At 70.7% G+C, this 25153-nt stretch carries 24 protein-coding genes; 10 read left to right on the forward strand and 14 right to left on the reverse strand.

What is annotated here, in order from left to right; genetic code table 11:
• The first annotated feature begins 178 nt into the window (after positions 1-178).
• Positions 179-1771 (forward strand): peptide-N4-asparagine amidase, encoded by a 1593-nt coding sequence (locus IG08_RS0132550; RefSeq protein WP_030610753.1) that lies wholly within the window; start codon positions 179-181, stop codon positions 1769-1771.
• Positions 1772-1784: 13 nt separating this feature from the next.
• On the opposite strand, the gene IG08_RS0132555 is transcribed toward IG08_RS0132550, so the two are convergent.
• Positions 1785-3701, reverse strand: coding sequence for an AMP-dependent synthetase/ligase (locus IG08_RS0132555; RefSeq protein ID WP_030610756.1), 1917 nt, complete (start codon positions 3699-3701; stop codon positions 1785-1787).
• Positions 3702-3950: 249 nt separating this feature from the next.
• A complete protein-coding gene (locus IG08_RS0132560) occupies positions 3951-5927 on the reverse strand; it encodes an AMP-dependent synthetase/ligase (RefSeq protein ID WP_052424958.1) in 1977 nt (658 codons plus the stop codon).
• A gap of 249 nt (positions 5928-6176) precedes the next feature.
• Between IG08_RS0132560 and IG08_RS62735 the strand changes: the two genes are divergently transcribed.
• A complete protein-coding gene (locus IG08_RS62735; protein ID WP_078655834.1) occupies positions 6177-7439 on the forward strand; it encodes an SDR family oxidoreductase in 1263 nt (420 codons plus the stop codon).
• Positions 7439-8287: a MaoC family dehydratase gene (locus tag IG08_RS0132570; protein WP_030610765.1), complete on the forward strand. Its 849-nt coding sequence runs from the start codon at positions 7439-7441 to the stop codon at positions 8285-8287. The genes IG08_RS62735 and IG08_RS0132570 overlap by 1 nt, the downstream gene beginning before the upstream one ends.
• Here the strand turns inward: IG08_RS0132570 and IG08_RS0132575 are convergent.
• The 6 genes from IG08_RS0132575 to IG08_RS0132600 all read right to left on the reverse strand — a co-directional run bounded on the left by IG08_RS0132575 (position 8275) and on the right by IG08_RS0132600 (position 12365).
• Positions 8275-8928, reverse strand: a complete 654-nt coding sequence (locus tag IG08_RS0132575) for a TetR/AcrR family transcriptional regulator (RefSeq protein ID WP_030610768.1) — start codon at positions 8926-8928, stop codon at positions 8275-8277. The two genes, IG08_RS0132570 and IG08_RS0132575, sit on opposite strands and share 13 nt — an antisense overlap.
• A 39-nt stretch (positions 8929-8967) precedes the next feature.
• Positions 8968-9279, reverse strand: coding sequence for a DUF4229 domain-containing protein (locus tag IG08_RS0132580; RefSeq protein WP_030610771.1), 312 nt, complete (start codon positions 9277-9279; stop codon positions 8968-8970).
• 79 nt (positions 9280-9358) lie between these two features.
• Positions 9359-9883 (reverse strand): GNAT family N-acetyltransferase, encoded by a 525-nt coding sequence (locus tag IG08_RS0132585; RefSeq protein ID WP_030610775.1) that lies wholly within the window; start codon positions 9881-9883, stop codon positions 9359-9361.
• A 10-nt stretch (positions 9884-9893) separates the two neighbouring features.
• On the reverse strand, positions 9894-11057 hold the full coding sequence (gene mqnE, locus IG08_RS0132590; protein WP_030610778.1) for an aminofutalosine synthase MqnE: 1164 nt from the start codon (positions 11055-11057) through the stop codon (positions 9894-9896).
• Positions 11058-11094: 37 nt separating this feature from the next.
• Complete coding sequence (locus IG08_RS0132595) at positions 11095-11550, reverse strand: Lrp/AsnC family transcriptional regulator (protein ID WP_030610781.1); 456 nt, start codon at positions 11548-11550, stop codon at positions 11095-11097.
• 128 nt (positions 11551-11678) lie between these two features.
• Entirely contained in the window at positions 11679-12365 is a 687-nt protein-coding gene (locus tag IG08_RS0132600; RefSeq protein WP_052424959.1) for a UbiX family flavin prenyltransferase, read from the reverse strand.
• A gap of 91 nt (positions 12366-12456) precedes the next feature.
• Here IG08_RS0132600 and IG08_RS0132605 point away from each other — a divergent pair, with 91 nt between their 5' ends.
• Positions 12457-13062, forward strand: coding sequence for a rhomboid family intramembrane serine protease (locus IG08_RS0132605; RefSeq protein WP_030610787.1), 606 nt, complete (start codon positions 12457-12459; stop codon positions 13060-13062).
• Here the strand turns inward: IG08_RS0132605 and mqnP are convergent.
• Together mqnP and IG08_RS0132615 are read right to left on the reverse strand one after the other, a co-directional pair.
• The gene (gene mqnP / locus IG08_RS0132610; RefSeq protein ID WP_030610790.1) at positions 13052-13954 is read right to left on the reverse strand and encodes a menaquinone biosynthesis prenyltransferase MqnP; all 903 of its coding nucleotides are present in this window, start codon (positions 13952-13954) and stop codon (positions 13052-13054) included. The two genes, IG08_RS0132605 and mqnP, sit on opposite strands and share 11 nt — an antisense overlap.
• Positions 13951-15408 (reverse strand): menaquinone biosynthesis decarboxylase, encoded by a 1458-nt coding sequence (locus tag IG08_RS0132615; protein ID WP_030610793.1) that lies wholly within the window; start codon positions 15406-15408, stop codon positions 13951-13953. Before IG08_RS0132615 ends, mqnP begins: the two co-directional genes overlap by 4 nt.
• 86 nt (positions 15409-15494) lie before the next feature.
• Between IG08_RS0132615 and IG08_RS0132620 the strand changes: the two genes are divergently transcribed.
• Both IG08_RS0132620 and IG08_RS0132625 read left to right on the forward strand, forming a co-directional pair.
• Positions 15495-15836, forward strand: a complete 342-nt coding sequence (locus IG08_RS0132620) for a PLD nuclease N-terminal domain-containing protein (RefSeq protein WP_030610796.1) — start codon at positions 15495-15497, stop codon at positions 15834-15836.
• 106 nt (positions 15837-15942) lie between these two features.
• Positions 15943-17340: a purine-cytosine permease family protein gene (locus IG08_RS0132625; RefSeq protein WP_030610799.1), complete on the forward strand. Its 1398-nt coding sequence runs from the start codon at positions 15943-15945 to the stop codon at positions 17338-17340.
• Here IG08_RS0132625 and IG08_RS54625 read toward each other — a convergent pair.
• Positions 17322-17984 (reverse strand): hypothetical protein, encoded by a 663-nt coding sequence (locus IG08_RS54625; protein WP_043455801.1) that lies wholly within the window; start codon positions 17982-17984, stop codon positions 17322-17324. The genes IG08_RS0132625 and IG08_RS54625 overlap by 19 nt on opposite strands.
• A gap of 266 nt (positions 17985-18250) precedes the next feature.
• Here IG08_RS54625 and IG08_RS0132635 point away from each other — a divergent pair, with 266 nt between their 5' ends.
• Positions 18251-19786 (forward strand): alpha/beta hydrolase, encoded by a 1536-nt coding sequence (locus tag IG08_RS0132635; RefSeq protein ID WP_030610804.1) that lies wholly within the window; start codon positions 18251-18253, stop codon positions 19784-19786.
• Between the two features lie 50 nt (positions 19787-19836).
• Here IG08_RS0132635 and IG08_RS0132640 read toward each other — a convergent pair whose 3' ends face one another.
• On the reverse strand, positions 19837-21645 hold the full coding sequence (locus tag IG08_RS0132640) for a serine/threonine-protein kinase (RefSeq protein WP_030610807.1): 1809 nt from the start codon (positions 21643-21645) through the stop codon (positions 19837-19839).
• A 188-nt stretch (positions 21646-21833) separates the two neighbouring features.
• Between IG08_RS0132640 and IG08_RS0132645 the strand changes: the two genes are divergently transcribed.
• Positions 21834-22436 carry a TetR/AcrR family transcriptional regulator gene (locus IG08_RS0132645; RefSeq protein WP_030610810.1) on the forward strand — a complete coding sequence of 201 codons (603 nt, stop codon included), beginning with the start codon at positions 21834-21836 and terminating at the stop codon, positions 22434-22436.
• A gap of 162 nt (positions 22437-22598) precedes the next feature.
• A complete protein-coding gene (locus tag IG08_RS0132650; RefSeq protein WP_030610812.1) occupies positions 22599-23279 on the forward strand; it encodes a hypothetical protein in 681 nt (226 codons plus the stop codon).
• Here IG08_RS0132650 and IG08_RS0132655 read toward each other — a convergent pair.
• Entirely contained in the window at positions 23273-23611 is a 339-nt protein-coding gene (locus IG08_RS0132655) for an ArsR/SmtB family transcription factor (protein ID WP_030610815.1), read from the reverse strand. The two genes, IG08_RS0132650 and IG08_RS0132655, sit on opposite strands and share 7 nt — an antisense overlap.
• Before the next feature lie 118 nt (positions 23612-23729).
• Between IG08_RS0132655 and IG08_RS0132660 the strand changes: the two genes are divergently transcribed.
• A complete protein-coding gene (locus IG08_RS0132660) occupies positions 23730-24698 on the forward strand; it encodes a quinone oxidoreductase family protein (RefSeq protein WP_030610817.1) in 969 nt (322 codons plus the stop codon).
• A 57-nt stretch (positions 24699-24755) separates the two neighbouring features.
• Here the strand turns inward: IG08_RS0132660 and IG08_RS0132665 are convergent, their stop codons facing one another.
• A complete protein-coding gene (locus IG08_RS0132665; protein WP_043455804.1) occupies positions 24756-25142 on the reverse strand; it encodes a DUF6281 family protein in 387 nt (128 codons plus the stop codon).
• Between the last annotated feature and the right edge of the window lie 11 nt (positions 25143-25153).

A 25153-nucleotide genomic window follows, 5' to 3' on the forward strand; every position in this document is an offset into this window, starting at 1 on the left:
CCGCGGCCTTCCGTGCCCGGGCCACGGTAGGTCCCATGCGTCTGCGCCTGCTCCTCCTGCTCATCACCGCCTCCACCCTGGCCGTGGTTCTCCTCGGGTCAAGGTCTCTCCATTCCTCGCCCATCCCTCCCCCAAGTCCCCTGGCGGGACCTACCGACCCCGGTGTTCACTGCGCCGCATGAGACCTCCGACCACTCTGCGGCGCGCAGCCACCCTGCTCACCGCAACCCTCGCCTCGCTGGGCCTCGCGATGGGCACGGCGTCCGCCGAGACCGTTCCCACCGAGTTCGGGACCGACTACCACGACCCCGTGACGGCCGCCCCGCCGATCAGCACCCCGCACACCAGGTCGTGCTCGGTCACGGTCGCCGAGGCTCAGTTCAAGGACTTCACGCCGTACACCGGGGCGTACGCGCCGCCGACCGGGTGCGGGACCCCGGGCCGCTGGTCGAAGGTCGTCCTGCGGATGGACGGGAACGTGAAGGGACGGCAGTACGACCGGCTGGGGTATCTGGACATCGGAGGGGTACAGGTCTTCCGTACGTCCACCCCCGAGCCCTCCCAGGACGGCATCGACTGGTCCGTCGAGAAGGACGTCACGGAGTACGAGAAGACGCTGAGCAGCCCGCAGTCCGTCGACATGCTCATCGGCAACGTTGTCAACGACACGTACACGGGCGTGCTGGACGTCAAGGTGACGCTCACCTTCTACGCCCCCGAGTCCCGCCACCCGTCGTCTGCTCCCGATCAGGTCATCCCCCTCAGCGACGGCAACAGCGTCACCACCGGCGCCTCCCTCACCACCCCGCGCAACTCCGAGCGCATCCTCGCCGAGGTGTACGCCACCGGGTCGGGCGGCGGCTGCGAGGAGTTCTGGTACTCGGCGACCACGCCGTCCGCGTCGTACTCCTGCCAGGGCGGGGACGACGGGCCCTACCGCGAGGTGCAGGTGAGTGTCGACGGGAAGGTCGCCGGGATCGCCTCGCCGTATCCGAACGTGTGGACCGGCGGCTGGTCGCCGTATCTGTGGTCGGTGATTCCGTCTCCCACCGCCTTCGACGTACGGCCTCTCACCTTCGACCTGACCCCGTTCGCGGGGTTGCTCAACGACGGCAAGGCGCACACGGTCGATGTGTCGGTGGTCGGGGTGCCGGCCGGGCAGACGGGGTGGAGCGCGCCGACCAACATCCTGGTGTGGCAGGACGCCCACAAGTCGGTGGTGACGGGGGCCGTGACGTCGTACGAGAAGGCGGATCCGGCGGTGGGCAACACCTACACCGACGGCTCGCTGCGGCACCTGGTGACCGACAGCAAGGACCGGCTGAAGGTCTCCGGCTACCTCGACACGTCCCACGGCCGGGTCACCACGACCGTCGAGCAGACCCTGACCACGGCGATCGACCACCAGTGGACGCCCGACGAGAACACCGACAACCAGACCGGCACGTGGACCGACCAGCAGGCCGTGACCACCGACGGGCACGTCTCCCGCACCGACCGCACCTACACCCTGGACGGCCGCGCCACCATCGACAGCGCCGACCGGCTGCGGGTCGTCATGTCGGTCGGTGACCACGCCCGCGCCGAAGGCGTCCGCATCGACGACACCTACCACGGCGACGCCACCTTCACCCTCGGCGTCGCCCGCGAGGACCGGCACGCCGTCGCCACCACCAGCGAGCGCTACCGCCTCCAGGGCCCGGGGGCCTGCTACGACCACACGCTCGCGACCGAGCAGGGAGTGCTGACGAAGGACGTACGACGCTGCTGAGCGGCAACAGCCCCTACCGCTCGTACAACCCCTCGATCTCGTGCCCGAAGTCCTTCATCACCGACTCCCGCCGCAGCTTCATCGACGGCGTCAGATGGCCCGCCGCCTCGGAGAAGTCGACCGGGAGGATCGTGAAGCGGCGGATGGACTCCGGGCGGGAGACGAGTTTGTTCGCATCGTCCACCGCGCGCTGCAGGATCGCCCTCAACTCCTCGTCCTTGACGAGGAGTTCGGCGGGGACGGGGTGTCGGCCGTTCATCTGGCGCCAGTGGTTGACGCCGTCCATGTCGAGGGTGATCAGTGCCGAGATGTAGGGGCGGCGGTCGCCCAGGACCATGCACTGGGAGATCAGGGGGTGCGAGCGGAGCCAGTTCTCGAGGGGAGCCGGGGCGACGTTCTTGCCGCCCGCCGTGATCAGGATCTCCTTCTTCCTGCCCGTGATCGTCAGGTAGCCCTCGTCGTCCAGGCGGCCGATGTCGCCCGTCGCGAACCAGCCGTCGGTCGACGCCGGGGCCACGCCCTCGCCGAACGGGTCCCAGTAGCCGCGGAACACCTGGCCGCCGCTCAGCAGGATCTCGCCGTCCGCCGCGATACGGACCTTCGTGCCCGGCAGCGGCCAACCCACCGTGCCCAGGCGGGGCTTGAGGGGCGGCGTCACCGTGGCCGCGCCCGTCGACTCCGTCAGGCCGTAGCCCTCGTAGATCTCCATGCCGGCGCCGGCGTAGAACGCGGCGAGACGGCGGCCCAACGGGGAGCCGCCGCTGATGATGTGGCGGATTCTGCCGCCCATGGCGTTGCGGATACGGCGGTAGACCAGGGGGTCATAGAAGGTACGGGCCGTCTTCAGGGCGGTGTTCGGGCCGGAACCGGTGCCCGCGTGGCGGGACTCCATCGCCTCGCCGTAGCGGACGGCGACGTTCGCCGCGCGGTCGAAGGCCGAGACCCGGCCGCCGGCCTCCGCCTTGGCCCGCGCGCTGTTGTAGACCTTCTCCAGCATGTACGGGATGACCAGGAGGAAGGTCGGCTTGAAGGAGGCCAGGTCCGCCATCAGGTCCTCGGACTGCAGGCTGGGGCAGTGGCCCAGCCGTACGCGGGCGCGGATGCAGGCGATGGCCACCATGCGGCCGAAGACGTGGGAGATGGGGAGGAAGAGGAGGGTGGCGAGGTCCTCTGTCGCCGACTTCGTCTTGAAGACGGGGTAGAGGAGTTCGACCGCGTTGTCGATCTCCGCGAGGAAGTTGCCGTGGCTGAGCACACAGCCCTTGGGGCGGCCCGTGGTGCCCGAGGTGTAGACGACGGTGGCGAGCGTGGCCGGGCCCAACATCCCTCGCCGTACGCCGACTTCCTGGTCGGGGACGTTCTGGCCGAGCTCCGCCAGCCGGTCCACATGCCCCTTCTCCATGACCCACATGTGGCGCAGGTCGGGCAGGCGGCTGAGCTCCGGGCCCAGCGCGGCGGCCTGGCCCGCCGTCTCCGTCACCAGGGCCACCGCGCCCGAGTCCTGGAGGATGAACCGGGTCTGGAAGACCGAGGAGGTGGGGTAGACGGGGACCGTCACCAGTCCGGCCGCCCACGCCCCGAAGTCGAGGAGCGTCCACTCGTACGTCGTACGCGCCATGATCGCGACGCGGTCGCCGGGCACCATGCCCTCCGCGATCAGGCCCTTCGCCACCGCGAGCACCTGTGCCGCGAACTCCGCGGCCGTCACGTCCACCCAACTGCCGTCGTCCATACGGCGGCTGAGCACCCGGTGTTCCGGTGCCTCGTCCGCGTTGTCGAAGGGCAGGTCGGCGAGCGAGCCGTGCGTCACCGGCGCGACGATCGGCGGGACCGACACCTCCCGGACCTCTCCGTCCAGCCGCCGGATCTCGGGTTCCACGAGCACCGGCGCACCGTCGTAGTCATGGCCGGACGCGTACGAGAGGGACATGGCAGCTCCTGGGACGTGCAGCTGATACCGCTCTGCTGCATGAGGTACGTGTGGGACGTACCAGGACGTTCACCGCCGGTGTGCGGCTAGTGGGTGTTACCGGCGGTTAGGATGGCGATCCTAAGGGGCTGACGTGGCAAACCTGTGCGGGTTCGGGGATGGTCCGGAGCCGGGACTGTGCAACCCTCGACCCCAAAATGAGCTTTTGTCAGCTCGGCGGCCGGTCCTGCGACATCGGCCGATTCCTCGTCACCGACCGGACCGGCGCCCGGCGCCCCGCTTCGTGTGGAAGCCCGGTCCCGCGTACATCTCCTCGATCCACGACGCGAACTCCTCGGCGATCACATCCCGCTTCAGCTTCATCGAGGGAGTCAGGTGGCCGGCCTCCTCCGTGAGGTCCACCGGCAGGACGGCGAAGCGGCGGATCGACTCCGGACGGGACACCAGCTTGTTGGCCTCGTCCACCGCGCGCTGCAGCACGGCCCTCAAGTCCTCGTCGTCCAGCAGGAGTTCCGCCGGGACCGGGTGCTTGCCGTTCATCCGGCGCCAGTGGCTGACGCCCTCGATGTCGAGGGTGACGAGGGCCCCGACGTAGGGACGGGCGTCGCCGACGACCATGACCTGGGAGATCAACGGGTGGGCGCGGAGCCAGTTCTCCAGCGGGGCGGGAGCGACGCTCTTGCCGCCCGCCGTGATCAGCATCTCCTTCTTCCGGCCGGTGATGTGGAGATATCCCTCCTCGTCCAGGTGCCCGAGGTCGCCGGTGGCGAGCCAGCCGTCGGCGGTCGCGGGGACCAGCCCGCCCGCGTACGGATCCCAGTAGCCGCGCAGGACATGGTCGCCGGCCAGCAGGATCTCGCCGTCCCCGGCGATACGGACCTTCGTGCCGGGCAGGGGCCAACCCACGGAACCCATCCGGGGTTTGAGCGGGGGCGTGACCGTCGACGCTCCGGTCGTCTCCGTCAGGCCGTAGCCCTCGTAGATCTCGATGCCCGCCCCGGCGTAGAACGAGGACAGCCGCCGGCCCAGCGGGGAGCCGCCGCAGATCATGTAACGGACCCTGCCGCCCATGGCGTTGCGGATACGGCGGTAGACCAGGGGGTCGTAGAAGGTGCGGGCCGCCTTCAGCGCGGCGCCCGGGCCGGAACCGGTGCCCGCGTGCCGGGCCTCCGCCGCCTCGCCGTAGCGGCGGGCCACGCCCACCGCGCGGTCGAAGGCCGAGACCCGGCCCCCCGACTCGGCCCGCGCGCGGGCGACGTTGAACACCTTCTCCAGCATGTACGGGATGGTGATGAGGCAGGTCGGCCGGAAGTTCGCCAGGTCGGGCAGCAGTTCCTCCGACTTCAGGCTCGGCGCGTGCCCCATCCGTACCCGGGCCCGGATGCAGGCGACCGCCACCATGCGGCCGAAGATGTGCGACATCGGCAGGAAGTGCAGCACCGCGGCCTCCTCGCTCGTCCGCGACCGGAAGACGGGGTAGAGGAGCTCGATGGCGTTGTCGACCTCCGCGAGGAAGTTGCCGTGCGTGAGCGCGCAGCCCTTGGGGCGGCCGGTCGTGCCCGAGGTGTAGACGACGGTGGCCAGGGTGTCGGGGCTCAACATCCCGCGCCGTACGGCGACTTCCTGGTCCCCCACATGCGTGCCGCACTCCGCCAGGCGCTCCACATGGCCCCGCTCGATGACCCACATGTGCCGCAGGTCGGGGAGCTGGTGGAGTTCCGGGCCGAGGGCGGCCGCCTGCGCGGCGGTCTCCGTGACGAGCGCGGCCGCGCCGGAGTTCTGGAGGATCCAGCGGGCCTGGAAGACGGAGGAGGTGGGGTAGATCGGGACGGTCACCAGGCCGACCGCCCAGGCGGCGAAGTCGAGGAGCGTCCACTCGTAGACGGTCCGCGCCATGACGGCGAGCCGGTCGCCGGGTGCGAGCCCTTCGGCGATCAGCCCCTTCGCCACCGCCATGACCTCCGCGGCGAACCGCGCCGCCGTCACGTTCACCCAACGGCCGTCCTCGGTACGGCGGCTGAGGACGTGGTCATCAGGGGCGATGCGCGCGTTGTCGAAGGGCAGTTCGGCGAGCGAGCCGTGGGTCCGCGGCGGGACGAACGGCGGCACGGAGACCTCCCGCACCGCCCCGTCCAGCATCCGGATCTCGGGCTCCACGAGGATCGGCGTGCCGTCGTACTCGGTGGAATGGACCGCCGTGGGAGCGGGCGGGCGCGAGAGAGACACGGGCGACTCCAGGGGCGATGGCCTGAAGATGGGGGAATCCGCAGGTCAGGCACGAGATCGTACGGCCACCTCGTGAGGGGGTGGTGAGGGACCGGAGATGGTTCGGCGTCGGAGGTGTGCAGCCTCGTCGCTTTTCTTGCCCAAAAGGCCCTACTGGGCGGTATGGTGAATCTTTTTCATCTTTGCGCCCCCACTTACCTCGGGTAACCTGACTTTGGAGTAAGCAGAGCATCAGCGTGGGAGTGGGACATGGCCGACCGCTATCTGAGCTTCACCGGCACCGCACCCGGCCGTTTCCTCACCCGCCGCCTCGGACTCCCCCAGCCCGCGGCCCTCACCCGCTGGACGCCCGAACACCCCACTCTCGACGGTGACTTGCTGCACCTCACGGCGGGCAAGTCCGGCCTCGACCTGGCGCACACGGGACTGCGGCCGACCGAGACGGCCGAGAAGCCCGCCGCCGTCCTCCTCGACGCCACCGGCATCCGGGACGTCGAAGGCCTCGCCGAGGTCCACGCCGCCCTCCACCCGGTCCTGCGGTCGGTCGCCGAGAGCGGCCGGGTCGTCGTCCTCGGCGCCCCGCTCGACCCCGCCGACCACCACCAGGCCGCCGCCCAGCAGGCCTTGGAGGGCTTCACGCGCTCGCTCGGCAAGGAGATCGGCCGGGGCAGGACCGTCAATCTCGTACGGCTCACCGACGCGGCCGCCGCCGAGTCGACGCTGCGCTTCCTGCTCTCCCCCAAGTCCGCCTACGTCAGCGGGCAGGTGATCGAGGTCGGGGACGCGCAGGAGGCCGACGTCGACTGGGACCTCCCCCTCGCCGGCCGCACCGCCCTGGTGACCGGCGGCGCGCGCGGTATCGGCGCGGCGGTCGCCGGGACGCTGGCCAGGGACGGCGCGCGGGTCGTCGTACTGGATGTACCGGCGGCGCTCGCGGATGCCGAGAAGCTCGCCGAACGGCTCGGCGGCAGCGCCCTCGCGCTCGACATCACGGCCGCCGACGCGGGCGAGCGGATCGCGGCCGCGCTGCCCGACGGACTGGACGTGCTCGTCCACAACGCGGGGATCACACGGGACAGACGGCTCGTCAACATGCCTGCGGAGCGCTGGAGTTCGGTGCTGGAGGTGAACCTCGCGAGCGTGGCGCTGCTGGCGCACCGGCCCCTCAAGCGCAGGGACCGGATTGCGGCGCCCGCGGGCAAGGCTCGTACGGCCAGCCGCCGACCCGGCATCGGCGCCAGGTCGAACGGGTCTGCGGCCAGAGCGTCTCCGACAGGCCCAGTAGGCCCGAGCGTTACTCAGGCAGGGAGCCCATCGCCTTCGCGCCCTGGTACTGGACAGCAGGAGCCGCCAGCCCGCGTGACGCGTCCCTCCGGACGCTGGTCGGCCAGGTCTCAAGACCTCACCGAGGAGGGTGCCCGACGTCGCCTGGGCGCCGGGCGTGCATGTGACACTCTGCCATATCGTCACTACGTTCCGCTAATCGGATCATGCGGCCTGCTGGGGGCGTGATGAGCATGTCCCCCGGGAGCACGGCGACCGTCCTCGCCCAGGCCCCGTCGCTCGCGCCGCTGCTCGCCCGTGGCGCCCTGCGGTCCCCGTTCAAACGGCCGCGTCCCGACGCCGAGTTCCCCCACGACCGGCTCGTGCTGCCCGCCCTGCGCATCGACCTCGCGCGGCTGGCGGCGTACGAGCGGGTGTGCGGCTTCCCGACCGGCGAGGACGCGCTGCCGCTGACCTATCCGCAGGTGCTGGGCTTCCCGCTCGCCATGCGGCTGATGAGCGACCGCGCCTTCCCGCTGCCGCTGCTCGGTCTCGTCCACACGTCGATCGAGATCACCCGGCGCAGGGCGCTCGCGGCGACCGGGGAGTACGAACTCGCCGTGCACGTCGCCGGGTTGGCGCCGCACCGGCGGGGCACGGAGGCGTCCGTGGTCACCGAGGTGCGGGTCGGCAGGGATGTCGTATGGGAGTCGCGGAGCACGTATCTGGCGCGACACCGCACCAGCGAAGGGTCGGCCGCACGGGAGGAGCGCACGCCGCTCCCCGCCGTGGCCGAGTGGCGGCTGGCCGCGGACGTCGGACGGCGGTACGGCGCCGCGTCCGGTGACCGCAACCCCATCCACCTGCACCCGCTCACCGCCCGCCTGTTCGGCTTCCCGCGGGCCATCGCGCACGGCATGTGGACGGTGGCGCGGTGCCTGGCCGCGCACGGCGCCCCCCAAGCGGCCGTGCTGCGAGCGGAGTTCAGGGCGCCCGTGCTGCTGCCGGGCACGGTGACGTACGCGGCTCAGGGCGAGCGGTTCGAGCTGCGCGGTGGGGAGCGGGTCCACCTGGCCGGGAGCGTCTACTCGCTCTGAGGTGACTGGGGTGACCAGGGGCGCCCCTCCATGAGGCTGCCCAGACCCGCCCACGCGAAGTTCATCAGGGTCGCCGCCGCCTGCCGGGCGGTGATGCCGGGGGTGGCGTTGGCCCAGGCGGCCAGCGACTCGGCGGCGCCGACCAGGGCTTCGGCGAGGCCGGCGACCTCGCGCTCGGGCAGGTCGGGATCCCGGTGCGCCTCCCGGGCGGCGACGACGATCAGCTGGGTCACGAACGCGACGATCTCCTCGCGCATCGCGGCGACCTCGGCGGCGAACGGCTCGCCGTGGGTGCGGGCCTGGAGATGCAGCACCGACCAGGCGTCCGGGTTCTGCGCGGTGTGCGTGAAGAACGCCCGCAGCCCTTCCCAGAGTTGGCGGTCGGCGGGCAGATCGGTGTGCACGCCGGCCCGGACCGCCGCGGTGAGCGCCTGCGCCTCGCGGCGGATGCAGGCGGTGAAGAGGTCTTCCTTCGAGTTCAGGTACAGGTACACCAACGGCTTGGACACGCCCGCCAGTTCGGCGATCTCGTCCATCGACGCGGCCATGTACCCGCGCTGCCCGAAGGTCCGCACGGCGGCGTCCAGCATCTGCTGCTCACGCACGGCCCGCGGCATCCGCTTGCTCTTCACGGCACCCATGCCGGAAAGACTAATCGGGGATGGGTGCCGCCAACCCCGCTAGGAAGCCTGCGGTGCCTGGCCCTGGGCCCCGGCCGCCTCGTCGACCGCCTCGTCCTCCTGGGACCGGTTCGCCTCGAGGTTGGCCTTCATGCGGTCCACGCGCTGGACGACCTTCACGGAGGCCCGGTCGCGCTCCTTGCGCAGGACGACGAAGCTGATCGGGGCGGAGACCACCAGGGCGAGCAGGACGACCCACATGCCGTTGGACTCGCCGAGGCCGCGCGGGAAGACGCCGGTGTAGACGAGACCCCAGACGACCACGAGGCAGCCCACGAAGATCCCGAGGCGCATCAGTGTGTAGCGGAGCATCTCAATCCACTCTTCCGTAACGAACAGTCCCATCCAGTGAAGCACGCGCCGCGGCCGATCTTGGAGGGGGGTGCGTGGCTCACATCAGCGGCAGCAGCATGAAGATGTCGTCCCGGTCGTCCCCGGGCGCGACCCGGATCGCACCGGGCACCCGGCCGACCTCCTTGTAGCCGCAGGAGCCGTAGAAGTGCTCCAGGCCGAGGCCGCCCCGGCAGGTGAGCCGGATCGCCTCGATGCCGTCGAGCCCGCGGGCCGCCTCCGCCGCGGCGGCGAGCAGGTCGCGGCCGTACCCCTTGCCCTGGTGCCGCGGATGCACCATGACGGTGTACAGCCACACCCAGTGCCGCATCAGCCGGTGGGTGTTGAAGGCGACGAAGGCGGTCGCCGCGACCTCCCCCGCCGCGTCCCGGCCGACCAGCAGCCGGGTCCGCCCCTCCGCCATGGCGACGAAGTGCTTCACCAGCTCGGGGCGTATGTCGTCCACCGTCACGGGCGGGACGAAGCCGACGGAGCCGCCCGCGTTGGAGACGTCCGCCCACAGGGTGAGGACGCCCTCGCGCAGGGCAGGGGTGATCGCGGGGTCCAGTTCGAAGTGCAGGGACATCGTGCCGTCGTCACACCCGCATCGGCTGCGGCGACTCCCGGCGCTCCGGGTCCGGGGCGTCGTACTCCCGGATGATCTCGTACCGCGTGTTCCGCTCGACCGGGCGGAAGCCGGCGTCGCGGATGAGGTCCAGGAGGTCCTCGCGGGTGAGCTTGTTCGGGGTGCCGTAGTTGTCGGCGTCGTGCGTGATCTTGTACTCGACGACCGAGCCGTCCATGTCGTCGGCGCCGTGCTGGAGGGCCAGCTGGGCGGTCTGGACGCCGTGCATGACCCAGAAGACCTTGACGTGCGGGACGTTGTCGAAGAGCAGGCGGGAGACCGCGAAGGTCTTGAGGGCCTCGGCGCCGGTCGCCATCTGGGTACGGGCCTGCAGCCGGTTCCGTACCTTCCCGTCCTTCATGTCCACGAAGTCGTGCTGGTAGCGGAGCGGGATGAAGACCTGGAAGCCGCCGGTCTCGTCCTGGAGCTCACGCAGGCGCAGGACGTGGTCCACGCGGTGCTTCGGCTCCTCGATGTGACCGTAGAGCATGGTGCACGGGGTCTTCAGACCCTTCTCGTGCGCCAGCCGGTGGATGCGCGACCAGTCCTCCCAGTGGGTGCGGTGGTCGACGATGTGCTGCCGGACCTCCCAGTCGAAGATCTCGGCGCCGCCGCCGGTGAGGGACTCGAGGCCCGCGTCGATCAGCTCGTCGAGGATCTCGGACGCCGACAGACCGCTGATCGTCTCGAAGTGGTGGATCTCCGTCGCCGTGAACGCCTTCAGCGAGACGTTCGGCAGGGCGGCCTTGAGTTCCTTGAGCGAGCGCGGGTAGTAGCGCCACGGCAGGTTCGGGTGCAGCCCGTTGACGATGTGCAGCTCGGTGAGGTTCTCGCCCTCCATCGCCTTGGCGAGCTTCACCGCCTCCTCGATGCGCATCGTGTACGCGTCCTTCTCGCCCGGCTTGCGCTGGAAGGAGCAGTACGCGCACGACGCGGTGCACACGTTGGTCATGTTGAGGTGACGGTTGACGTTGAAGTGCACGACGTCGCCGTTCTTGCGCGTCCGCACCTCGTGGGCCAGCCCGCCCAGCCACGCCAGGTCGTCCGACTCGTACAGCGCGATGCCGTCCTCACGGGTCAGCCGTTCACCGGCCCTGACCTTCTCCTCCAGCTCGCGCTTGAGCCCGACATCCATGCCCACACCTCTCTCCGACGACTTCCCCACCGTACGTCTATGCCTCTTCGGGAAGTTCCCCGACCCGGTTCTCCCACTTCGTGGACAGCACGATCGTGGTACGGGTGCGGGACACGCCCTTGGTCCCGCTGAGCCGCCGGATGATCCTCTCCAGGCCGTCCACGTTGTCCGCCCGCACCTTGAGCATGTACGAGTCGTCGCCCGCGATGAACCAGCAGTCCTCGATCTCGCCGAGGTCCCTCATCCGGGCCGCCACGTCCTCGTGGTCGGCGGCGTCGGAGAGCGAGATGCCGATCAGCGCGGTGACGCCGAGGCCGAGCGAGGCGGCGTCGACGGTGGCGCGGTAACCGGTGATGACACCGGCCGCCTCCAGCCGGTTGATGCGGTCGGTGACGCTGGGTCCCGACAGACCGACGAGGCGACCCAGTTCCGCGTAGGAGGCCCGGCCGTTCTCTCTCAGGGCCTGGATGAGCTGCCTGTCCACCGCGTCCATGCGATTGAAGCCTTCCGATGAAGAGACTGAAGAGGTCTGCGTGTTCCTGGGGTTGGTGGTGCGTGTGGTGCGTGCTGCGTGTGGTGCTTACTGCGTGTGGTGCTTACTGCGTGTGCTGCGTGGTGCTCTCAGGCCGGCGGGCGGGAGCCGCCGCCGATCTCGCCCTTCCAGCGCCGGTACAGGCCGTGTTCGACGCCCGCCGCGTCCAGTACGCGCCCGGCGACGAAGTCCACGAGGTCCTGGATGTGGGTCGCGCCCGAGTAGAAGCCCGGTGAGGCCGGCACGACGCTCGCACCGGCGTCGTCCAGGGCGACGAGGTGCCGGAGCGTCTGCCCGTTCAGCGGGGTCTCCCGTACGGCGACGACCAGCGTGCGGCGCTCCTTGAGGGTCACGCTCGCGGCGCGCTGCAGCAGGTCCTTGGAGAGCCCGAGGGCGACTCCGGCGACGCATGCCGTCGACGCGGGCACGATCAGCATGCCCTTCGAGGGGTACGACCCCGAGGACGGCCCGGCCGCGAGGTCCCCGGCGTGCCAGTACCGCACTGCGCTGATGTCCGCGTCGAAGGTCCCGGGCTTCCCGTCGGCGCCCCGGGCCAGCCATTCCCGCAGGTCCTCCTGCCAGTGCGCGTCCCGGAAGGAGATCCCCGTCTCGTCCAGCAGCGTGAGCCGCGAGGCCCGGCTGACGACCAGGTCGACGCTCTCGCCGGCGCCGAGGAGCGCACGGAGCACGGAAGCGGCATACGGGGTGCCGGAGGCGCCGGACACCCCTACGATCCAAGGCGTACGCCGCGTCTCTCCTGGCTTGACTGGGTTCACAACCCCGAGCCTATCCGGCGTCGCAGGGTGGGAACCGGTCAAGGGGGCCCGACCGTTCTCCGGAGGGAACGAGTGAGCACTGGGGGGTGCCATGCCGGGTACTGAGCTCGAGCGGTCGCGCGGTGATCGCGTGAAGGTCGCGGCCGGGCTGATGGTGGGCTGGGTCGCGCTGTTGTGGCTGCTGGAAGTGGTCGACGTGATCAGCGGCCATGCGCTGGACGGCCTCGGCATCACCCCGCGCACCCCCTCCGAACTGGTCGACGTCGTCCCGGCCGCCTTCCTCCACTTCGGCTTCGCCCATGTGGCCGCCAACACCGTCCCGCTGCTGGTCATGGGCTTCCTCGCGGCACTCGGCGGCCTGCGCCGGTTCGCCGCGGTGTGCGCGCTGATCATCGTGGCGGACGGTCTGGGTGTGTGGCTCATCGCCCCGGCGCACACCAACACCGCGGGCGCCTCCGGCCTGATCTTCGGCCTCTTCGGCTTCCTGCTGGTCAGCGGCTTCGTCGAGCGCCGGCCGCTCGGTGTCCTGGTCGGCCTGCTGGTCGGCGCGGTGTGGGGCGGCTCGATCCTCGCCGGCCTCGCGCCCACGCAGACGGGCGTCAGCTGGCAGGCCCACCTGGTCGGCCTGGTGTCGGGGGTGGCGGCGGCGTTCTGGTTCCGCCGCCGGATCCCGACCACTCCCGCGCTTATACGGTGAGCCCGCGCACCAGCAGATCCAGCAGCGCGCACACGAACAGGGCGATCCCGATGAACCCGTTGACGCTGAAGAACGCCCGGTTCAGGCGGGACAAGTCATGGGGGCGCACGATGTTGTGCTCGTAGACGAACGCCGCCGCGACGATCACCAGGCCCAGCCAGAAGAACCCGCCCGCGTCGGTCGCCGCCGCGTACCAGATGAACAACCCGGTCGTCAGCGCGTGACAGACCCGCGCGCCCCAGACCGCGGCAGGGATGCCGAAGCGGGCGGGCACGGACATCACGCCGATCTCCCGGTCGGTCTCGATGTCCTGGCTGGCGTAGATGAGGTCGAAGCCGCCGATCCAGATGCCGACCGCCAGGCCGAGGATCACCGCGTCCCAGGACCACTCACCGGTGATCGCGAGCCAGCCGCCGACCGGGCCCATCGCCTGGGCGAGGCCGAGGATCGCCTGGGGGAAGTTCGTGAACCGCTTCCCGTACGGATAGACCACCATCGGGATCACCGCGATGGGGGCCAACGCCAGACACAGCGGGTTCAGCAGCGCCGCCGAGCCCAGGAAGATCACCAGCGCGATCAGCGCACCCGTCCAGGCGTGCTTCACCGTCATCGCGCCCGTCACCAGCTCACGGTGTGCCGTCCGCGGATTCCGTGCGTCGATCTCGCGGTCGATGATCCGGTTCACCGCCATCGCGAAGGTCCGCAGACCCACCATGCAGATGGTCACCAGGAGCAGCCGGCCCCAGTGGATGTTCCCGTCCCACTGGAACATCGCGGTCAGCGCGGCGATGTAGGCGAAGGGCAGCGCGAAGACCGAGTGCTCGATCATCACGAGGCGGAGGAAGGCCTTGGTGCGTCCCGGCTGCGGGATCGCGGCAGCGGCTGAGCTCACAGACCGTACTCCTTCCACCGGCGGTCGACCTTCGCCGCCGTCTCCGGGTCGGACAGCACCATCTCGGGCCATCCGCCGTCCCGCGTGTAGCCCTCCTCGGGCCACTTCCTCGTCGCGTCGATCCCCGCCTTGCCGCCCCAGAACTGCTGGTAGGAGGCGTGGTCGAGGTGGTCGACGGGTCCCTCTACGACGCTGAGGTCGCGGGCGTAGTCCGTGTTGCCGAGCGCGCGCCACGCGACCTCGTGCAGATCGTGGACATCGCAGTCGGAGTCGACGACCACGATCAGCTTCGTCAGGGACATCATGTGTGCCCCCCAGATCGCGTGCATCACCTTCTGCGCGTGCTTCGGGTACTTCTTGTCGATCGAGACGATCGCGCAGTTGTGGAAGCCGCCGGCTTCCGGCAGGTGGTAGTCCACGATGTCCGGCACGATGATCTTCAGCAGCGGGAGGAAGAAGCGTTCGGTCGCACGACCCAGCGGTCCGTCCTCCGTCGGGGGGCGGCCTACGACGATCGACTGCAGCAGGGGCCGACGGCGCATCGTGACGCAGTCGATCTTCAGCGCCGGGAAGGGCTCCTGCGGGGTGTAGAACCCGGTGTGGTCGCCGAAGGGGCCCTCGGGGAGCATCTCGCCGGGCTCCAGCCAGCCCTCGATCACGACCTCCGCCTGCGCCGGGACCTGGAGCGGGACCGTCTTGCAGTCCACCATCTCGATCCGCTTGCCCGCGATGAACCCGGCGAAGAGGTACTCGTCGATGTCACCGGGGAGCGGGGCCGTGGAGGCGTACGTCACCGCCGGCGGACAGCCGAACGCGATGGCCACCGGGAGTCGCTCACCCCGCCGCGCCGCCACCTGGTAGTGGTTCCGGCTGTCCTTGTGGATCTGCCAGTGCATGCCGATCGTGCGCTTGTCGTGGCGCTGGAGGCGGTACAGGCCGAGGTTCCGGATCCCGCTCTCCGGGTCCTTCGTGTGGGTGAGCCCCAGGTTGAAGAAGGAGCCGCCGTCCTGCGGCCAGGTGAAGAGAGCGGGGAGCTGGTCGAGGTCGACCTCGTCGCCGTGGAGCTCGATCTCCTGCACCGGCGCGCTGTCGGACTTCACCTTCTTCGGCGGTACGTGCGTCATCGCGCCGAGTTTCCCGAAGGCCTCGCGCACTCCGACGAAGCCGTGCGGCAGCTCGGGGCGCAGCAGCCCGCCGATCCTCTCGGAGATCTCGCCGTACGACTTCAGCCCCAGGGCCTTCAGCAGGCGGCGGTCGGTCCCGAAGACGTTCATCGCGAGGGGCATCCGGGAGCCCTTCACGTTCTCGAAGAGCAGCGCGGGGCCGCCCGCCTTCTGCACCCGGTCGACGATCTCCCCGACCTCCAGATACGGGTCCACCTCGGCCTTGACGCGCTTGAGGTCGCCCTCGCGTTCCAGGGCCCTGAGCAGGGAGCGGAGATCGTCGTAAGCCATGCGTCCCAGTATCGGCCACCCGCTACGCTGGCCCGGTCACCGGGGCCGTCACCGGGGCCGTCTCACTTCATGGGGAGCGCACGACCATGCTCAGGTATCTGCCGTTCTTGCTGGTCCTGGCTCTGTGGATCTACGCCTTCGTCGACTGCCTGAACACCCCCGAGAAGGAGGTGCGCGGGCTGCCGAAGGTGGTCTGGATCATCATCATCCTGCTCTTCGGCGAGGTGCTGATCGGCCCCGTCGCCTGGCTCGTCGCGGGCAAGGTGCGGCAGGCACCGGCGAACGGCCCCGCCGCCCAGGGCCGCTGGGTCGCTCCCGACGACAACCCCGAGTTCCTGAAGTCCCTCAACGAGGACGACAGGACGAGGGACGACGAGAAGCGGGACGACAGGACGACGGACGACGAGACGCCCCCCAAGACCGACTGACGCCGAGGAGGGGCCGAGAGGCGTGCAGGTTGTACGCCGACGAGCCTCCCGAAACGGACAGTGCGCCCCTGGGCCGAGCGCCGCCCGGCCCGGACACTTACCTCGCATGACGACTGCTCCCGCCGACTCCACCGGCACCCTCGCCCCCGAATACGGTGACAAGGTCATCGCCGTCGAGGCGGCGGGCTCGGAACCCATCCCCGACGCCGAACGCCACGGCTCCCCGCTCCAGTTGCTGTGGACCTGGGCCTCCCCGAACATCGAGTTCGCGACCGTCTACATCGGCGTGATCTCGGTGCTGTTCTTCGGTCTGGACTTCTGGCAGGCGACGGCCGCGCTGCTGCTGGGCACGGCCCTCGGCTCCCTGACCCAGGGCATCCTCTCCCTCGACGGCCCCCGCTTCGGCGTCCCGCAGATGGCGATCGGCCGCTTCGCCTTCGGCTTCCGGGGCAACCTGCTCCCGTCGGGTGTGAACGCACTGGTCGCGGGTGTCGGCTGGTTCGCGGTCAACAGTGTGAGCGCGGCTTTCGCGCTGAACACGCTGACGGACCTACGACCGCTGCCGTCGCTGTTGATCGTGGTCGCGGCCGAGATCGTGATCGGCTTCATCGGCCACAACTTCGTCCACGCCTTCGAGAAGTACGCGTTCCCGGTGCTCGCAGTGATCTTCCTGCTCGCCGGCGTCTGGACCTTCGAGGAGGCCGACCTCGGCGGCTCCGGCGCGGGCGGCGGCATCGGCGGCTTCCTGCTGGCGTTCAGCACGGCCTGGGGCTACGCGGCGGGCTGGAACCCGGGCTCCTCGGACTACTCCCGCTACCTCCCGCGCACGGCGAACCGCTTCAAGACGGCGCTGTACCCGGCCGTCGGTCTCTTCGTCTCCATCGCGATCGTGTCGGTGATCGGCGCGGCCTCGGCGACGATCGTCGCCCCGCAGGACGCCACCCCGACGGCCGCCTTCACGGGCCATCTCCCGAGCTGGCTCAGCCACTTGGTCCTGCTCGCCATCATCCTCGGCGCGATCTCCGCGAACGCGTTGAACGTCTACTCGTCGGCCATGTCGGTCACCTCGCTCGGCCTCAAGCTCCCGCCGTGGCTCGGCCGCAGCGCCATCGTGGTGCTGGCGGGTCTCGCCGGTACGGCGGCGGCGTGGTCGTCGCTCGCGGACGCGGGGCACGCGTACGAGGCGTTCCTGCTGGTGATCGCGTACTGGATCGGACCGTGGCTGGGTGTCGTCCTGGTCGAACGGTGGCTGCAGTCCCGTACTCCCCACGAGACCCTGGCCGCACGGCTCGGCGACCGGACCTTCTCCAACTGGCCCGGAATCGCCGCCCTGTTGATCGGCATCGCGGTGTCCGTGCCGCTGTTCTCCAACCAGGAGAAGTTCGTGGGGTGGGTGCCGGAGAAGTGGCCGGCGTTCGGGGACATCACGTGTCTGGTCGGGTTCGTGGTGAGCGCGGGGCTGTACTGGGTGCTGCGGAAGAAGGATCAGCCGACGCCGGCGTAAGCCTGCTCGACGTGGTCGACCTTGATGTACCGGGGGCCGAACTCCTCTTCGATGAGGGGTTCGGCCTTCTTGGGGTCGTCGACCCCGACATGCACGAACCCCCGCTCGTCCACGCCGACTTCGCGCATCGCGAAGGTGCCGTCCCAGCGGTTCATGTCCTCGCTGATCCGGTCGGCGAGGCCGTCGAGGTGTGTGCGGGTGACGTCGGTGTCGTACAGCCGGATCTTCACGCCCTTCTCGGCGGCACCGCAGACGTCGGCGTCGAATTCGGCGGAGGGGATGCGCCAGATCTTCAGGGTGTCGTGGGGCTCGTCGACGGACAGGCCGGTGTAGACGGCAGCGTGACGGGGGCGGGCGTCCAGGTCGATGTAGGCCAGCGTCCGGTAGAACGGGGTGTCGTCGGTGCCGCCCTCGGCGTCCGGGAAACCGGGGAGGGTATCGAGGGGTTGGGTGCCGACGCATTGGCCATCGCCCGTCGGTGCGGCGTTCGTCGGTGCGGCGCTCGTCGGTGCGGCGCTCGCCCTGGGGTCGGCCAGGAGACCGCCCTCGCTGTGGCCGGTCTCCAGCTCGTCGATGTACAGCGCGGCGCCCAGCACCACGCCGGCGGTCGCGAGGGCCGCCGCGATCCAGCTCCGGTTCCTCATGTGACTGTGACGCCGGAGGAAGCGGAAGGGTTCGGCCGACGGGTCCTCCTTGCCGACGGCACGTCGAAGGTGTCGCGGCCGGGTCAATGACAGTCCGTGACCTGTGGATCGGCCATTCGGCCGGGGGCGCGGGCGGCAACCCTCGTCAACCTGGCTCTTCGGCCGAGGCGTACCGGGCGTGAGTGAACCGAGAGTAGGGGTGCGGCCGTCGCTGACGGACTCCCCCGCGCCCCGGAGTTCCCCACGCCCCAGAAGGAGCCCCCGTCATGCACACCGTGCACAAGGCCGCCCTCGCCGCCGTCGGCCTGCTCGCCAGCCTCTGCGTACCCGGCGTCACGCACACCGCCCAGGCGACGGCCGCCGGTACCGCCACGGCCACCCCCGACCACCCCGCCGCCCTCACCCGCTACTACGACCAGCGCCCTGCCTGGCACCGCTGCGACAAGCACCACACCGTCGCCTACCAGTGCGCCCACATCACCGTCCCCCTCGACTACAACCGCCCGACCGGCCCCACTCTCCGCCTCAAGATCTCTCGCATACGGACCAGTACGCCCGGCAGACGCCACGGCGTCCTGCTGTCCGACCCCGGCGGTCCGGGCGCACCGGGACTCGACGAACCGCTCCGGATGAAGGCCGACCTCTCGAAGATCGTCAAGGAGCGCTACGACCTGGTCGGCTTCGATCCGCGTGGTCTGGCCACCAGCAGCCCGCTGCACTGCGGCCTCACCTGGGGCGAGGTGAGCCCGATGCTGCACCCCTACCGCGCCGCCACCTTCGCCAAGGACACGGCCCGCGCCCGCGACATCGCCGCCAAGTGCACCGCCCGCAACAGTGCGGTGCTGCCGTACATCAACACCCGCAACACCGCACGCGACATGGACGTCATCCGCGGTGTGCTCGGGGAGAAGAAGATCTCCTACTTCGGTCTGTCGTACGGCACCTATCTGGGCGCCGTCTACACCCAGCTCTTCCCCGAGCGCAGCGACCGCGTCGTCCTCGACAGCGCCGTCGACCCGAACCACTTCGGGCGGGGCGCGATGCAGGCCTGGGCCACCGGCACCGAGCCCGCGTTCCGCGACTGGAGCCGGCTGATCGCCCGCCGCGACGGCACCTATCACCTCGGCGACACCGCCGCGAAGGTCCGCGACACCTTCCGCCGGCTGGTCACCCGCGCCGACCGCACGCCCCTGCTCTACGAGGGCAAGGACGTCGAGCACCAGGGCATGACACTCACCGGCGCCGACATCCGCGACTGGCTGCGGGAGGAGTTCTTCAACGCGCCCTACCAGGCAGCCCGCGAGATCGTCACCCTGCGGAAGTCCGAGACCGCCCGCCCGGACCCGTCGTCGGACGGCGGCCGGGCGGCCTCCGTGGGCGACAACACCACGGGCCTCCTCTGGGCCGTCCTGTGCGGCGACAACTCCGCGACCTGGCCGCGCGATCCGGCCACGTACCGGTCCGACGCCCGCCGCGACAGCGCCCGTTACCCGCTGTACGGGGACTTCGCCGCGAACATCACGCCCTGCGCGTTCTGGCCGCGCGGCTCCGAACCGGCCACACACGTCGACAACACCGTCGGCGCACTCGTCGTACAGAACCAGTGGGACTCCCAGACACCGCTGACCGAGGGCCTGGCCATGCACCGCGCGCTGCACGGCTCGCGGCTGGTGTACGTCCGCGGCGGCCGGGGACATGGCGTGTACGGCATACCGGGCACCCCCGCGTGCGCGACGCGCGCGGTGGACGCCTACCTGGTCGGGGGCCGGCTCCCGGCGCACGACGTGACGTGTCATGCGTAGTCCCGGAGCCGCCCCCGACCGAGCTCACCGGCTGAGGGGTTTCCCCGGGCCTACACCTTCGTCCAGCGCTGCGACGCCGTGCCGGACGCGCAGGTCGAGGTGACCGGCCAGCCGGCGGACTCGTCGAGGCACCGGCTGCTGTACATGTTCTGCAGGGTGCCGCCGGAGCCCGTGCGCCAGGACTGCTCGGTGCTCCGGTCGCACGCGGCCGACGTGATGTTGTAGGAGGTGGTGGTCCCGCTCAGGCACTGGCCGGTGTGCTCGTTGACCACCTGGAACGTGCTGCCCGACAGGCTCTTGTAGGCCCATGAGGACGCCGGGCTGTCCGAACAGCCCCCGAGGACCGGGCCGCTGTAGTCGCTCATCACCAGGCACTGGCCGTCGGCGGCGTTCTTGAGCCGGTGGTAGCCGGTGGCTGCGGGGGCCGTGGTCGAGGAGTCGCCGGACGTGTCGCCGGAACCGCCCGAGCCGCTGCTTCCGCCCGAGCCGTCCGAGGTGTCGGAGTCGCCGGAGTCGGCCTGCGCGCCCGTACCCGCGCCGGTGCCCGAGCCTCCGTCGGCCGGCTGCGCTCCTCCCGTCCCCTTGCCCCCGCCATCGCCCTTCTCCTTGTCCGACGACCGCTTCCCCGGGGTCGCCGTGCCCGAGGGGCTCCCGTCCGAGGGGGACGGTGTCGGGGTGAGCGACGCCGAGGCCGAGGCGGACGGCGTTCCACGGCCCTCGTCCTGTGACGCGGAGGTGTTCGGCAGGAGCTGGATCGCGAGGGTCGTACCGGTCACCACGACCACGACGGGAACGGCGGCGAACAGGATCCGGGTGCGCCGACGTTCGCGCCGCTCGGGGCGGGGCGAGGACTTGGGCTCCGGCTCCGGCTCCGGCTTCAACTCCGACTCCGGCTCGGCGGACGGCAGGGTCGGGACGGGGACGGACGGCTCGTCGATCTCCGGGACCGTCGCGGCGAAGGCGGCCCGCTCGGACAGCCGCTCGGTGATGGCCTCCGGCCACAGGGGGGCGGTGAACGGCCCGTGCCGCTCGGCGAGTTCGACGAGTTCGGCGGCGGTGGGCCGGGCTTCGGGGTCCTTGTCGAGGCAGGCCGCGACGATGTCGGCCAGTTCCGGGGCCAGTTCGCGCACCGGGCCCAGGTCGGGCTCCTCGTGCACGATGCGGTACAGCACCCCGTGCCCGGACTCGTCGCCGAAGGGCGGTCGCCCGCATGCCGCGTACGCGAGCACCGAGCCGAGGGCGAACACGTCGACGGCACCGGTCGACTCCCGGGCCCCCGAGGCCTGTTCGGGCGACATGTAGGCGGGGGTGCCCACCACCATGCCGGACAGGGTCAGCTGGCTCTGTTCCGCGGCTCGGGCGACGCCGAAGTCGATGACGGTGAGGCCGTCGAGGGTGAGCATGACGTTGGAGGGCTTGATGTCCCGGTGCACCATGTCCAGCGCGTGCACGGCGGCCAGCCCCGAGGTGGCGTCCCGCAGTAACAGCCACAGAGCGCCGACGGGCAGGGAACCCCCGTGCAACTCGACGGCCTCGCGCAGGGTGAGGCCGGGGACGTACGCGGTGGCGAACCACGGCGGCCGTGCGGTGCGGTCACTGATGATCAGCGATGCGGTGGCCCGCGCGGGCAGCTTGGCGAGGTTGTCCAGCTCGTGCCCGAAGCGGCGCAGGAAGGCCTTGTCCTCGGCGACGACGGAGGACAGCACCTGCTTGACGGCGACGTAGCGCCCCTCGTGGACGCCGAGGTACACGCGGCCCATGCCGCCGGACCCGAGCCGGCCGATCAGGGGGAGTCCCCCGATCCGCCGCGGATCCTCGTCCTCCAGCGGCTCGGCGCCACTTCCGCGCAGCTCTGACACGTCGTCCCCGTCTCCCCGTTCGCGAGCCGTCCTCGGTCGTCGAGAGACACGAACGCCCACCCGCTCCCCCCACGGCCGGGCGGACGCTCGTGTCCCACAGGGGTAAGTTTGGGCCGCCAGGCGATAGAATTGGAAGATCTTTCTAGAAAAACACTCTAGATCTCTGTAAGCGGAATCGGCGGAATCAGATGAGCCCCAAGCAGCAACGCGGCGTGGCGACCGCCGATCTGCTCCTGGACGCCGCACTGCGCGTGTACGCGGAGAAGGGCGAACAGGGCCTCACCGTCAGCGCGGTCACCAAGGCCAGCGGCGTCAGCCTCGGCAGCCTCTACCACCACTTCGGCAGCATCGACGGCCTCGTCGAGGCCCTCACGCTCCGCTGGATGGGCCGGATGCTGGGCGACGTGGTCACGGCCCTGCAGCGCTCCCGCACCGCCCGCTCGGGCATCGGCGCCCTCGTACGGGCCTACCTGGACTTCATCCAGGAACACCGGGACGCCGCCCTGCTCGTGCACTCCCCCGCCGCCGACCGGAAGGGGATGGCGGACGGCAACCAAGCCCGCGCCAGCCAGGAAGCCCCCGTGTCGGCCTTCGCCGCCTGGTTCCAACCCCACATCGAGGCAGGCGAGATCGCTCCGCTCCCCATGCCCCTGATCGAGTCCCTGGTCCTGGGCCCTGTCATCGGCCTCGCCCGCCGCTGGCTCTCCGGCATCGAGGACGTCGACCTCGACGAGGCCGCGCGGATCCTGCCCGAGCGGATCTGGCGGTCGGTCAGCGCGGAGCCGAAGTGAACGGCGGGTGGGGCGAGCGCACAAGTGAGACCAGGCACGCCCCGGCTGGAAGCTTTTTCTAGAAACCAGATCTAGAAACTTTATCTGGAACAAGGCCATGGAGCAGGTGCGGCCCCTTATTCGTCCGTACAGTTGACGGTCCATCGGGACGAGAGGGACCTCATGGCGGCCAGGCTTCTCAACTGGTTCCGGAGCCAGGACACCGCGGTGAAGGCGGCGCTCATCGGGCTCACCGGCACGCTGACCGCAGCCCTGATCACGGCCACGGTGACCCTGACCATCGCGCTGTCGCGACCTGCGACCGGGACCGACGCCGGCGGTCGCACGACCACCCCCACGCCCTCGACCCCCGCCCCGGACACGTCGTTCCCCGACGACCCGACCAGCACGACGCCACCGGCGACCGCCTCCCCGCCGCCGACGACCACACCCCCGCCCTCCCCGCCGGAACCCTCCCCGACCCCGCCGCCCGCATCGCCGGTGGCGGAGAGCCGGGTGCGCTGGCACGGCACGCTGGAGCTCAACGGCGACACCATGACCAGGGGCTGGTGGCTGGACCAGACCCCGCCCGGGTCCGCGGTGAACGGCGACGTCTACACCGAGGGCGCCGGCGTCCTGTACAGCGACGCCGCGCTCGTGGCCTGGCGCGACTCCGGCGCACCGACGCACGACCGGTGTGCCACCCTGCTCAACGCCAACCGCGGCCTGCACACCCTGGACGTCCAGGTGGGCGACCGGGCCTGCGTCGGAACGTGGGACGGCCGCGTCGGCTACGTCGAGGTGACCTCGGTCCCCGACGCCGAACGCATCGACGTCACCGCGACGGTCTGGGAACGTCAGTGACCGTCGCGCAGGACGAGCTCCAGCAGCCCCGGGAACCGGGCGTCGAACTCCTCCCGCCTGAGCCGGTTGACCCGCTTGGGGCCCTCGTCCCGCTGTTCCACGAGCCCTGCCGCGCGCAGCACCGCGAAGTGGTGGCTGAGCGCCGCCTTGCCGACGGGCACGTCGAAGGTGCCGCAGCTGCGGGACCAGTCGACGGAGCCGGCCAACTCCCTTACCAGTTGCATCCGTACGGGATCCGCGAGCGCGGCGAGAGCCGCCAGGACGGGGACGTCGTCGGGGTGGGTGTGCTCGGGGGCGGCCCGATGACCGGTGCCGGTGGTGCGCTGTGCCACGCCGTGCTCCCTGCTCCACACTCCCTCGCCGGTTGCGAGTGTTCGATGAAAACCATACAGTCGCGAGTGTTCGCTTTTCATTGAACAGTCTGAAGCAGTCCACGAGGAGTGCATTGCCATGCGCGCGGTCGAGATCCAGGAGTACGGCGGTCCCGAGGTCCTCAAGGTCGTGGAGACGGAGGTCCCCGAGCCGGGCCCCGGCCAGGTGAGCGTCGACGTGGCGTACGCCGGGGTGAACTTCGCCGACCTCAAGGCGCGTGCGGAGGGCTACCGGGTGCCTTCGTTGCCCTTCCGGCCGGGACTCGAGGTCTCCGGCCGGGTCCGGGCGGTCGGCGCGGGCGTCACGGACCTCACCGTCGGCCAGGAGGTGACGGCCCTGACCGAGGGCGGCGCCTACGCGGACGTGGCCGTCGCGAACGCGGTGACCGTCTTCCCGGTCCCGGCGGGCGTCGACCTGCGTACGGCGGCCACGCTGCCGACGGTGCTGCCGACGGCGTACGCCCTCGTGAACGCCGTAGGCCGGCTGCAGCCCGGCGAGACGGTGCTCGTGCAGGGGGCGGCGGGCGGAATCGGCACGGTGGCGGGCCAGTTGGCGAAGGCGGCGGGTGCCGGGGCGGTGTACGGCGTGGTGTCGAGCGCGGCGAAGGCGGCGTACGCGCGGGAGTACGGCTACGACGAGGTGTTCGTCGGCGACTTCGAGGCGGGGGTGCGGGAGGCGACCGGGGGCCGCGGGGTCGACCTGGCGCTGGACCCGGTGGGCGGCGACACCTTCCGGGCCTCGCTGGCCTCGCTCGCGGTCTTCGGCCGCCTGGTCTCCTTCGGCAACGCGAGCTCGGCGCCGGCCTGGAGCGTGGGGCAGCCCGAGCTGTACCCGTCGGCGGTGTCGGTCGGCGGCTTCTCGATCCTGACGCTGGCGAAGACGGCCCCGGCGGAGCTGCGGACGCTGGCCGAGCGGGCGTTCGCGACGGTGGCCGACGGGACGGTGACCCTGCCGGTGACGGCCGAGTTCGGGCTGGAGGAGGCGGCGGAGGCGCACCGGCTGATGGGGGCGCGGACGAGCACGGGGAAGCTGCTGCTGCGGGTGTAGCCCTACGGGAAAGGGCCGGCGGAGTACCACCGGCCCTCCCGGAGGAGACCGCGGACGTCAGGAGCCCTTGATCAGCTTCTCGATCTCGGGGGGAAGTTCCTTGCCGTACTCCTCCGCGACGAAGAGGACGCCCTCGGGTGCGGCGTCCACCGCGATGGCGATGCTCGGATCCACCCCCTCGATCTCGTAGGCGACGGTCGGGTCCGACGACGCCGTGCCGCCGTCGTCGTCCGACGAGTCGTCGCAGCGCGGCAGGACGGCCGGGCCCAGCTTCTTCCCCACCTCGAACTCGGCGTTGGCCACGTCCGAGTACATGCGCCGGTCGTACTCGACCTGGAACACACAGGACGCATCGGACTCACCACCGCCGCCACCGCTGGACGCGGTGCAACCGACGGCCATCGCGGCAGCGGCCGCCACCACCAGTGCCTTCGCGGGATTCATCTGGGTACCCC

Origin of the sequence: Streptomyces fulvoviolaceus (assembly GCF_000718165.1) — a bacterium.
Lineage (GTDB): Bacteria > Actinomycetota > Actinomycetes > Streptomycetales > Streptomycetaceae > Streptomyces > Streptomyces fulvoviolaceus.